Origin of the sequence: Sulfuricurvum sp., assembly GCF_028688295.1 — a bacterium.
In the GTDB taxonomy this organism is placed as follows: Bacteria; Campylobacterota; Campylobacteria; order Campylobacterales; family Sulfurimonadaceae; genus Sulfuricurvum.
On the sequence record NZ_JAQTYM010000074.1, the window covers coordinates 1 to 9,945 of the forward strand.

Genomic DNA, 9,945 nt, shown 5'->3' on the forward strand with positions numbered 1-9,945 from the left:
GCCCTTTTGCATCTTCTACTTCTCCAGCCGTATCGATAATCCATACACCATTTTGCAAAGAGAGGCCTAATAGTTCCAAGAGTTCCGGTTCATCATCAGCTATTAGAATACGCATTTATAACTCTTTCGCTCCGCTCATAAATATTTTGATCGTTTTGTCTTTCAATTCTCTTTTAATAGCTGCTGAGAGCACTAGAGCTTCGGTTTCATGCATAAAAAGACGAAACAATCCAAAATCCCGCCTTGCACTTACCTGTTCTTCATCACTCCTTAAAAGTGCTGTCGCGCTATAGCGTTTGCAAGGGAAAAAGTAGAAATCATCATATCCTTCTTCCAATAATAAATCAACTAAAGTATCTTTATTGGCAATTTCAAAATATATATCCATACTGCTCAAATTCATTTTTGTCCTCGATTATAGATCATTTTAAAAGCAGGCGGCAGAATCAGGAGGGTAAGAATCGTTGATGTGACCAATCCCCCAAGCACTACAATGGCGAGCGGTTTTTGGATCTCGCTTCCGACTCCGGTAGCAAACAGCAATGGAAGCAACCCGAGTGCAGCGATAAACGCCGTCATCAGTACAGGGCGAAGCCGTCTGCGTGCCCCTTCACTCACCGCTTCATCAATAGTGTACCCATTGGAAAGCAGGGTGTTAAAATAGCTCACCATGACGACCCCGTTTAGTACGGCAATTCCAAAGAGGGCAATAAAACCGACCGATGCAGGGACAGAGAGATATTCTCCGCTGATAAACAAGGAGATGATCCCCCCTGTGATCGCAAAAGGGATGTTGAGTAAGATGAGCAGGGTGGTGCTCACCGAACGGAATGTAAAAAAGAGGATAAAGAAAATCACTACGATGCTCACAGGAACCACTGCCATCAACCGTGCCGAAGAGCGCTGCTGATTTTCAAACTGTCCTCCGTAGGTGATGTGATACCCATCGGGCAGTTTAATTGTCGTGTTAATTTTTTGTTTTGCCTCTTCGACAAATCCAACCAAATCCCGGTTCTCAACATTGGAGCGTACCACACTGAGCCGTTCGTTGTTTTCGCGAATCACCTGTACAGGTCCCTCGGTTTGGGTAATATTGGCAACACTAGCGAGGGGGACGCTTCCCCCCTCCATGAGAGGAATCTCGAGTGCGCTGAATTTGTCATAGTCTTTGGCAATGTCACTCTCAAGCCGGATCATGACGGGAGTACGGATGTTCCCCTCAGCTAACGTATCGACGATAATCCCCTCTAAAGAGGCTTTGAGAAATTGTTGCAACTCACCGCTGCTTACCCCCGTATTGGCAGTGGCAAAACGATCAGGAGTTACCGTGAGATAATTGATCCCTTCGTTGAGGGTGACGATTACCTCACTGGAGCCTTGAATCTTTTCCAAAAGAGTTCCCACTTGAGCACTGAGGGTATTAAGGGTATTGATGTCGGGACCGAAAATCTTAATGGCTAAATCTCCGCGCGAACCAGTGAGCATCTCAGAGATACGCATATCGATAGGTTGGGTAAAGCTAAATCCCACCCCAACAAATGGTTTGAGAGCCAGAGTGATATTGTCAAGGATCTCCTCTTTAGACGCTGCCTTCCACTCCTCTTTGGGTTTGAGGATCAAAAAAGTATCGGTTTGGTTGAGGGTCATCGGATCCAAACCCATTTCATCTGTCCCGGTACGAGCAACAATCGTTTTGATCTCCGGGATATTTTTAAGTAGCACTTTTTGGATAGCGAGATTGAGCTCTTTGGAGGCTTCGAGCGAAATAGAGGGGATAGGCTCTACAGCCAAAATAATATCCCCCTCATCAAGAGTCGGCATAAAGGTTTTACCCACCAATGTAAAGAGGGAAAAACTGAGGAGCAGAAAAATAATTGCCCCGATAAAGAGTGTTTTGGTACGATTAAGGGCAAAAGAGAGCAACGGTTTATAAAGACGGGCAAAAAACAGATCGATCCGTGTCTCATGATGCGGAGTCGATTTGAGCAACAATGAGGCCACGACAGGAATGACAGTCAGTGAGAGGACGAGTGAACCCATCAATGCAAAGACGATGGTCATCGCCACAGGAGCAAAGAGTTTTCCCTCCAACCCTTCGAGTGAAAGAAGTGGTAAAAAGACGACGGAGATAATAAGCAAGCCGCTAAACACCGAAATACTGACCTCTTTAGTGGCACGATAGACAAGGTGAAGTTTCGGGAGTTTCTGATCTTTTTCACCCAATGCCGCAAAAGTATTTTCTACAACAACGACCGCCGAATCGACCAGTATCCCAACCGCAATGGCCAAACCACCCAAACTCATGAGATTAGCGGTTATCCCGAAATAGCGCATGAGAATAAAGGCGATAGAGAGGGCCAATGGGAGAATCACTGCCACGCTGATGGCTGCACGCACGTCTCCTAAAAAGAGGAGCAAGAGGATGACGACGAGCACGACTGCTTCGGTGAGGGCTTTGGAGACGGTATCAACCGCTTTTTGAGTGAGTTCACTGCGATCGTAAAAAGGGACGATTGTGACCCCTTTGGGAAGGGTGGGCTCTAATAGCGCCAGACGCTCTTTGATATCGATAATGCTCTCTTTAGCATTCGCTCCGCGCAGTGCCATGACAAGCCCCTCGGTTGTCTCTCCGATGCCGTCTTTGGTCACGAATCCCATCCTGGTGCGCGACTCTTCCGTAATGGCACAAAAATCACTGATCCGGATAGGACCGTTATGGGAGTGGATCGTGATGTTGCCAATCTCTTCTTTGCTCTGGACACCGCTTTGCACCTTGACGAGATACCCCTCATCCCCCCGGTCGAGTCTCCCCGCACCATCATTTTTGAGGTTTTCGGCGAGTGCTTGTTCGAGTGTGGAGATGGTAATTCCCAGTCGTCCCATAGCACTAACATCGGGAACAAGGGTGATGGTGCGTGCTTCACCGCCTAGGGCATTGATATCTGCAACCCCTTTAGCTCCGCGCAGAGCGGGACGAATCGTGAAATCGAGTAATTCGCGTTTGGCTTGTTGGCTGATATTTCCCTCGATAGTGAACATAAACATCTCACCCAATGGAGTCGTGATGGGTGCCATCCCTCCATTGACCCCTGTGGGGAGTGAGCTCATCGCGGAGGTGAGCTTTTCAGAAACCTGTGCACGGGCACGATAAACATCGGTGCCGTCTTTGAAGTCGATCGTAATATCGGCAATACCGTATTTTGAGGTACTTTTGAGCATACTTTGGTTTTCCAGACCCATCAGCTCTGCTTCGAGTGGTCGAACAACTCTCATTTCGACCTCTTCAGGGGTCATTCCCGGCGCTTTTAGGATGATTTTTACCTGCGTTGAGGAGATATCAGGGAACGCATCGATCGGAATTTTAAGAAATGAATAGACCCCTGCGATAAGGATCGCGAAGGCCATCAGTAAAATAACAATCCGTTGCTTGAGTGAAAACTCGATAATGGAGCGCAACATTACTCAAAACCCAATCCGCTCATTGCGCCTTTTAAAATCACTAGCCCGCTGATGGCAACTTTGGTATTGGCATCAATTCCCTTCTGTCGTACTAAAACTCCCTCTTTGGTTGTAGCCGAAATCAGAAGTTGTTGAGCTTTAAATCCTTTTGTATTTCGAATAAAGCAGATAGTTTTTCCACCAAACTGCGTCAATGCCTGCGATGGGATCAAAATAGATGCGGTGGGCTTTGAGGCAGAAATGAACATACCGACCGTTGTCCCAGCACGCAGCTGCGGATCACGAACACGGGCAATGGCAATAGCTGAGTTGGTAGAACCGCTAATGGAAGGAGAGACGGAAATTATAGTGCCAATTGGATGGCTATTATCTTTGGAGAGAACAGTATCTCCTTTGGAAATTGATGAAATGAGGTTGGGAGTGACATTAATCATCGCTACCATCGCCTGCGAATCTGAAATTCTAAAATAAGGCTGATAAGGGAGGATTCTCTCCGCAACGGCAAGGGGTGCATCCGTAATGACTCCCCTTTTTTGAGCGATGACGTTGAGTGTACCATTTTTCTCCACACGAACCCCTGCAATACTAAACTGACTCTCTAATGTAGAAATACGAGAGTGCAAGCTAGAAGCTTCGAGCTCGCTGGCTTGATAATCGCGATAGGAAATGACACCCTCTTTGTAGAGGAGTGCATCTTTTGCGGCATTATTTTGGATTGCCCGATAGCGATTACGGAGATCTTTAAGCTCAAAATAGCTTGCTATCAATGCAGGAGAAGAGATTGAACATAATGTTTGCCCTTTTTGGACACGATCACCCTGTCGGACATTAAGAGAAACAACAGAAGCTTCTTGATCGAGAAAGTAGCTTTTGGATTTATCTTCATCGTAATCGATTTTAGCAATAAGGGGTCCAATGAGAGCGGTACTGCTGATGCTGACAGTTCCTGTTGTAATCCCCAATTTTTTCATTTGCGCGTCACTTATCGTGATTTGAGCCATTGCCGCCGTGGCTAGCATAAGTCCTAATAAACTTTTTTTCATTACCAAATTCCCCCTATTTTTTCTTCGATTACAGACATCTCTTCAATGTAATTTTGTTTAATTTGTAGTGTTCGTAAGCGTGCATCATAATAGGCGTTTTTTGAAGCAAGATATTCAAACTGACCGATTACCCCACCCTCATACCCTTTTTGCGCTATGATGAAAAGAGTCTCATAATTTTTTTCGTTTTCTCTCAAAATTTTGATTCTCTCTTCACGCTCTTTTAAATGTTCTACTAATCCAGCAACACTGATTTGAATCTTTTGTTTACTTACTTCTCGTAAATGGACTAAAGCACTACGTTCACTCATTAAAGCGGCAATTTTATTCTCATTTTTACTGCTGAATGCCAATGGTATGGAAAGACGAAAATCGACACTGTTTTGTGTAGGTTCTTGTGTCATTCCAAGCCCAAGCGAAACTGATTCGATTGTAGAATGACGTAAGGTAGAGATTTGAGCATCTAATGCTTCGATACGAATATTCAATACCTTTAACAACGGTGCATTATTGACATGCTCCTCTAAAGTAGCAGATTGAATAAAATCGAACTTCATATCATCAACTATTACTTCATCGTGTGACATAACCGATTCTTTCAAGTAGTGTTGTGCATGTTCAGCTTCCATGAGAACCGCAGCGACTTCTTGAAGTGTGCTTTGATAGTCACTTTCTAAACGTAAAAGTTCCATCTGCGACAATCGACCGGCTTTGAATTTTTTCTCTCCTGCTTGGTAAGCTTTATAAGAAAAATCACGTTTTTGAGTTAGGATTACACTTCTTTCCTGCTCAAGCTGATACATAAGCCAAGAACGTTTTAATACGACTTGTATCTGCCCTTTTTGGACAAACATCTCATGCTGAGTCATCTTTTTTTGAACTTCAAATTCATACGCTTGTGCCGATTTTAGCGATGGTGTCTTCAAGGTATAATCAACCATTACCCCATATTCCATGCCGTTGTCTGCACGATCATTCGCATTAATTTTTCGTCCGGATGTCTCAATACTCAAAGGTTCTCCTGCAAGAACCGAAGCCTTTTCAAACCCGATTGCCTCCATCTGTCCATGAGATTGAATAAGTTCGCCAGAACCAGTATAGGCACGTTCAGAAAGATCATTAAAACTTATCGCCTGTCCTAAAAAAGGTATTAAAACAGCATTATAGAGCCATATATATTTCATTGAATAGATTCCATTTTTAAAATTGCCCCATTTGAAGGATCAACAAAAAGTTTTAAAGACTTTTTTTGAACATCTGTCGCATGGACTTGATAAACGAGTTCAGAAGCAATATCACGGAGTTGAATATTACTCGCAACATACCCTTCTAATGAAAGCTTATGTTTAATTTGTAACTCATTCATCGGTGCAATTGAACGTAAATATTGACGCTCTTCTAGTTTTTGCACAGGATGATTTTTATGGTTTCCAAAAGTAAACTTCAGATGTTCTTGCGTAGGAACCATAACAGATGAACCCATTGCTCCATATAAAGATAATGAGCATAGAATCAAAGCGAGAAATGCAAGTGTTTTCATCAATAGAATCCTTATAATAAATGTTATAACGTAATCTTACGTATTCACGGTGAGAAAATCATGAGAAGTATTTCAACCCTTGATTCATTGATCGTTTTTTTGATATTTTAGACAAATTGATTGCTATCAGAGAGATCATTTAATCCCTCCATATCCTATAATTTTATATCTCAATAGTAAAATTATGCCGTCCATTTTCGTAGGCGTAGCGCAGTGTATAGCCGTGTTTTGATACGATTTTACTGACGATATTCAGCCCAAGACCAAACCCTTCAGAGGTGCGTGAGCGTTCCTGACGGGTAAAGGGGGTGAGAAAATAGCTGAACTCTTTTTCGAGCGGCTTCCCGTGATTGAGTACACTGATACGATTAAAATCCACTTCCAAAATAATCGGAAATTGATCGGCATATTTCAGCGCATTGTCGAGGAGATTTTTGAGGGCTAACGATAGATAGTGCAAGTCCCCTCTTAACGTAAAATTATCATTGATTTTGACCGCTATCTTCGATTCATCGTCGATATACAGTTTCGAAAGGGCTTCCATAACGAGTGTCTCAGCAGTGAACGGCGTTAATTGCATCGTGTCGGTTGCTTGGAGTTTTTCTATTTCCAAAAGTTCACGCGTCAGCTGATTGAGCTCTTTGAACGAGTGCTTCAGGGTCTCGCGTGCACTTGACTCTTCGAGGGCTTCGAGTGCAAACATCCCACGCGCGATGGGGGTACGTAGTTCATGCCCGACATCGCGCAGCAACTCTTCACGTGAAAGGATCATATTCTCGATGGTTTGTGCCATATCATTATAGCTTCGTGCCACCTCCCCTATCTCATCACGAGACGCTATGGCGCTTCGGCTATGATATTCTCCGAGGGCAAAACGGCGCATACTTCCCGTAATCGCTTTGAGTGGAGATAACATCCGCAAAATTAGGATAAATATCACCGCCAAAACGACTATGTCGGCGACCACCAACGCATTGAGTATCCACCCCTCTCTGAGCACCTCTTGGAGGGTTGTGTCCCGAAGAAAAATATCATCATCGATATAGCGGATATGGAGGATGTATTCGCTCCTTTCATCTTTGAAAATTTCTATCAATCCAAACGTATGCGACTGACGCATAAGGACTTTTTTGGGTGTTACGGGAGCGATTTTCACCAGATTCAGCGTCCGAAATTCATCTTTTAGCTCATCGGCGGTCGATGTCGCCATCCATCTGAATATCTTACGACCGTCCAAAAGGTATTTTTGAAGAACAATCGCTTCGTATTTTTCGGTATTGATCGTATCTATCTTGTACCCGATACCCACCATAAGGGTCAAACTGATGAGAAATAAAAAGGTGATTTTAGTAAAAATAGACATACGTTAACCCATAAACTTGTAGCCGATGCCCCACACCGATTTAATATAGCGGGGTTCTTTGGCATCATCGCCGATTTTGAGGCGGATATTACTGATGTGCATATCGATAGTGCGGTGTTTTGTCTCATCACCAAGCCCCAAAGAGCCGATGATCTGATCGCGGGAGAGATTTTTACCCCGATGTTTGAGCAACAGGAGAAATATATCGAATTCGATCCGTGTTAAATCGATCGGATACCCCTCCATCATGAGTGATTTATTGGGTTCATCAATCGTAAAATCCGATATAACCAGCTCATTTTTTCGACTGTATCGACGCAGTACCGCTTCAATACGGAGCACCAGTTCGCGAGGTTCATACGGTTTATCGAGATAATCATCGGCTCCCAAATCGTAACCGTAGATTTTATTGCCGATGTCGGTTCGTGCGGAGGAGATAATAATCGGAATGTCGAGACGGCTTTTGATCATTTTGGCGACATCAAATCCGTCCATCCCCGGTAACATCAAATCCAAAACGACAATGTCAAACACCTCTTTCTTTTCCAACAGACACGCTAACGCGGCTTTCGGATCAGCATACGCGGCGGTCTCAAAGTCGTACGATGTTAAAAAAGAGCGTATCAACTCTTGGAGCGGGAGATCGTCTTCGATCAGAAGCACTTTTCTAGTCATTGTCCCACTCCTCCAAATGGTGAATATATCGCCGTTTTTGCTCAGAGCTCAAAACACTATGGAGCTTCTCAAGCAACCTGGTCCGAATCGCAATCGACGCTTTCTCCCTCTCCAAACTTTTTGCTCGAAAGGCTTCCGAATCAAACGACGAACTTAAAAACAGTGCATTGAGCGCCTCTTGATCTTTTCCACTGCGCTGGTGGAATCGGCGATTTGAATATTGGTACTCTTTCATCGCCTCTTCAACGATTCGAAGTTGCTGCTTTGTCAGAGCCAAATCATGCAGATCCATCGGAAACCGATGATGATCGTCATCCCCATAAGCGCAGAGAGAGAGGAACATCGCCAACACTATAATCCACTTCATTATAACCTCACTTTGTGATCACTTTAATCGCGCTATCTTCGATTGTCCCCTGCTCTACATCGCTATGACAGGCTTTGCAGTTTGCACGGCTTTTTACTTTATCGCTTTTAAAAATCTCTTCCGAAATATGATGGTGTCTTTTTTTCCAAAACGGGGTTTGTGTTATTGCTATCATATCGCGTTTTTCGAGGCTTTGCACCATTTTGAATGACATCTCCTGAGTAGAGGTTTCTGCCGAATGTGCCAAAAGATACTCACGTATGGATTGCTCATCGACGGGATCTAGCGAAGCATCATCGCCGAAATGGTTCGATAAATCCCCCATCAATTTACTCCACCCCTCCTTCGCTAAGAGCGTCGGAGGATAGAGGGTATGGCATGAACCGCATTCATTGACAAAAATAGGGTTGATTTTTGCGTATTCAACCTTTTGATTATACCCCGCGACAATAGGGTTATTCGGTATGCTCAGAGCATAGATGAGAAGTGCAATCGCACCGCCGATACCAAAAGCCGCGAGTATTTTTTGGTACCACGATAAAACAGCACTCTCCCCCTCCATATTTTTGTGTCCGTCGATGATAGAGGTGAGAGTACGGTCCTCTTTGTGCAAGAGCCGATCAACCAACACTCCCCCCACATGTGCCGCGATCAAAACCCATAAGAGATTGACGAAAAACTCGTGAATCTCTTCAAATACTTCCATATCCCGAAAAAGCCCTGAATGCAGAAATGCCAAAACACCTCTGTTCTCCGCAACACCATAGGCAAACATGCCGCTGAATGTAGCAAGAGCTACCGTTATGAGCATCGCGACCATCACATAACTTGCCGCCGGATTGTGTCCGATATATCGACGCGAGGGGTTCAAAAGCGATGACAGGTACTCCCTCAACGCATTAATAGAGAGATTAAAGTCACCAAAACGGGAATATTTCGGTCCCATTATCCCCCACATAATCCGAAAGAGTACCAATACACCGACGGCACTCCCGATCGCGGCATGGGTATTTAACCATCGATCTTCTTCACTGCTGATCCAAGCGGCTACGATTCCTACAACAAATAACCAGTGAAATATCCGCGTAGGAAGTGTCCATACATATAAGCGTTTCATCGTTGACTCCTATCGTCTATCAATCTTCCCAACGTCCGTAATTAGGGATACGAATTTCGCGTTCACGGTAGCTTCCATTTATTGCTTGGGTATGACAAGCATTACAATTCGCGAAACTTTTGACCTCTGGCTGTGTCACCATTTTTTTAGTGACTTCTCGATGTTCACGAACAAAATAGGGGGTTTCAGATATTCGTAGAGCTACGGCACCTCTGATGTCTACAACCTGATCGTTTTTAGACGCATGGGATGCCAAATAATTCTGAATACTTTTGTGATCCTGCGGATCCAGTGAAGCATCGGTTCCGAAATGGTTATCCAACGTCTTCATCGTCTTATCCCACGAACGTTTCGGCAAAAATTGCGGTTGATAGGCCATAT

10 protein-coding genes are annotated in these 9,945 nt (G+C 44.2%); all 10 read right to left on the bottom strand.

The window, feature by feature from the left end:
• Positions 1–115: 115 nt before the first annotated feature.
• Positions 116–403 carry a DUF3240 domain-containing protein gene (locus tag PHR02_RS11695; RefSeq protein WP_299992276.1) on the bottom strand — a complete coding sequence of 96 codons (288 nt, stop codon included), beginning with the start codon at positions 401–403 and terminating at the stop codon, positions 116–118.
• Positions 400–3,459, bottom strand: coding sequence for an efflux RND transporter permease subunit (locus PHR02_RS11700; RefSeq protein ID WP_299992277.1), 3,060 nt, complete (start codon positions 3,457–3,459; stop codon positions 400–402). The genes PHR02_RS11695 and PHR02_RS11700 overlap by 4 nt, the downstream gene beginning before the upstream one ends.
• A complete protein-coding gene (locus PHR02_RS11705; RefSeq protein WP_299992278.1) occupies positions 3,459–4,502 on the bottom strand; it encodes an efflux RND transporter periplasmic adaptor subunit in 1,044 nt (347 codons plus the stop codon). Before PHR02_RS11705 ends, PHR02_RS11700 begins: the two co-directional genes overlap by 1 nt.
• A complete protein-coding gene (locus PHR02_RS11710) occupies positions 4,502–5,686 on the bottom strand; it encodes a TolC family protein (protein WP_299992279.1) in 1,185 nt (394 codons plus the stop codon). The genes PHR02_RS11705 and PHR02_RS11710 overlap by 1 nt, the downstream gene beginning before the upstream one ends.
• On the bottom strand, positions 5,683–6,042 hold the full coding sequence (locus PHR02_RS11715) for a hypothetical protein (RefSeq protein WP_299992280.1): 360 nt from the start codon (positions 6,040–6,042) through the stop codon (positions 5,683–5,685). Before PHR02_RS11715 ends, PHR02_RS11710 begins: the two co-directional genes overlap by 4 nt.
• A 163-nt stretch (positions 6,043–6,205) precedes the next feature.
• The gene (locus PHR02_RS11720) at positions 6,206–7,405 is read right to left on the bottom strand and encodes an ArsS family sensor histidine kinase (protein WP_299992281.1); all 1,200 of its coding nucleotides are present in this window, start codon (positions 7,403–7,405) and stop codon (positions 6,206–6,208) included.
• 3 nt (positions 7,406–7,408) lie between these two features.
• Positions 7,409–8,080: a response regulator transcription factor gene (locus PHR02_RS11725; RefSeq protein WP_299992282.1), complete on the bottom strand. Its 672-nt coding sequence runs from the start codon at positions 8,078–8,080 to the stop codon at positions 7,409–7,411.
• Complete coding sequence (locus PHR02_RS11730; protein ID WP_299992283.1) at positions 8,073–8,447, bottom strand: periplasmic heavy metal sensor; 375 nt, start codon at positions 8,445–8,447, stop codon at positions 8,073–8,075. Before PHR02_RS11730 ends, PHR02_RS11725 begins: the two co-directional genes overlap by 8 nt.
• 7 nt (positions 8,448–8,454) lie before the next feature.
• Positions 8,455–9,564, bottom strand: coding sequence for a cytochrome b/b6 domain-containing protein (locus PHR02_RS11735; RefSeq protein WP_299992284.1), 1,110 nt, complete (start codon positions 9,562–9,564; stop codon positions 8,455–8,457).
• A 19-nt stretch (positions 9,565–9,583) separates the two neighbouring features.
• A partial coding sequence (locus PHR02_RS11740) for a cytochrome C (protein ID WP_299992285.1) occupies positions 9,584–9,945 on the bottom strand: 362 nt, incomplete at its 5' end.

Bases quoted from the DNA above. Each gene is read 5' to 3' on its own strand.
- PHR02_RS11735 (WP_299992284.1), bottom strand. From the start codon at position 9,564: ATGAAACGCTTATATGTATGGACACTTCCTACGCGGATATTTCACTGG.
- PHR02_RS11720 (WP_299992281.1), bottom strand. From the start codon at position 7,405: ATGTCTATTTTTACTAAAATCACCTTTTTATTTCTCATCAGTTTGACC.
- PHR02_RS11715 (WP_299992280.1), bottom strand. From the start codon at position 6,042: ATGAAAACACTTGCATTTCTCGCTTTGATTCTATGCTCATTATCTTTA.
- PHR02_RS11725 (WP_299992282.1), bottom strand. From the start codon at position 8,080: ATGACTAGAAAAGTGCTTCTGATCGAAGACGATCTCCCGCTCCAAGAG.
- PHR02_RS11695 (WP_299992276.1), bottom strand. From the start codon at position 403: ATGAATTTGAGCAGTATGGATATATATTTTGAAATTGCCAATAAAGAT.
- PHR02_RS11705 (WP_299992278.1), bottom strand. From the start codon at position 4,502: ATGAAAAAAAGTTTATTAGGACTTATGCTAGCCACGGCGGCAATGGCT.
- PHR02_RS11700 (WP_299992277.1), bottom strand. From the start codon at position 3,459: ATGTTGCGCTCCATTATCGAGTTTTCACTCAAGCAACGGATTGTTATT.
- PHR02_RS11710 (WP_299992279.1), bottom strand. From the start codon at position 5,686: ATGAAATATATATGGCTCTATAATGCTGTTTTAATACCTTTTTTAGGA.
- PHR02_RS11730 (WP_299992283.1), bottom strand. From the start codon at position 8,447: ATGAAGTGGATTATAGTGTTGGCGATGTTCCTCTCTCTCTGCGCTTAT.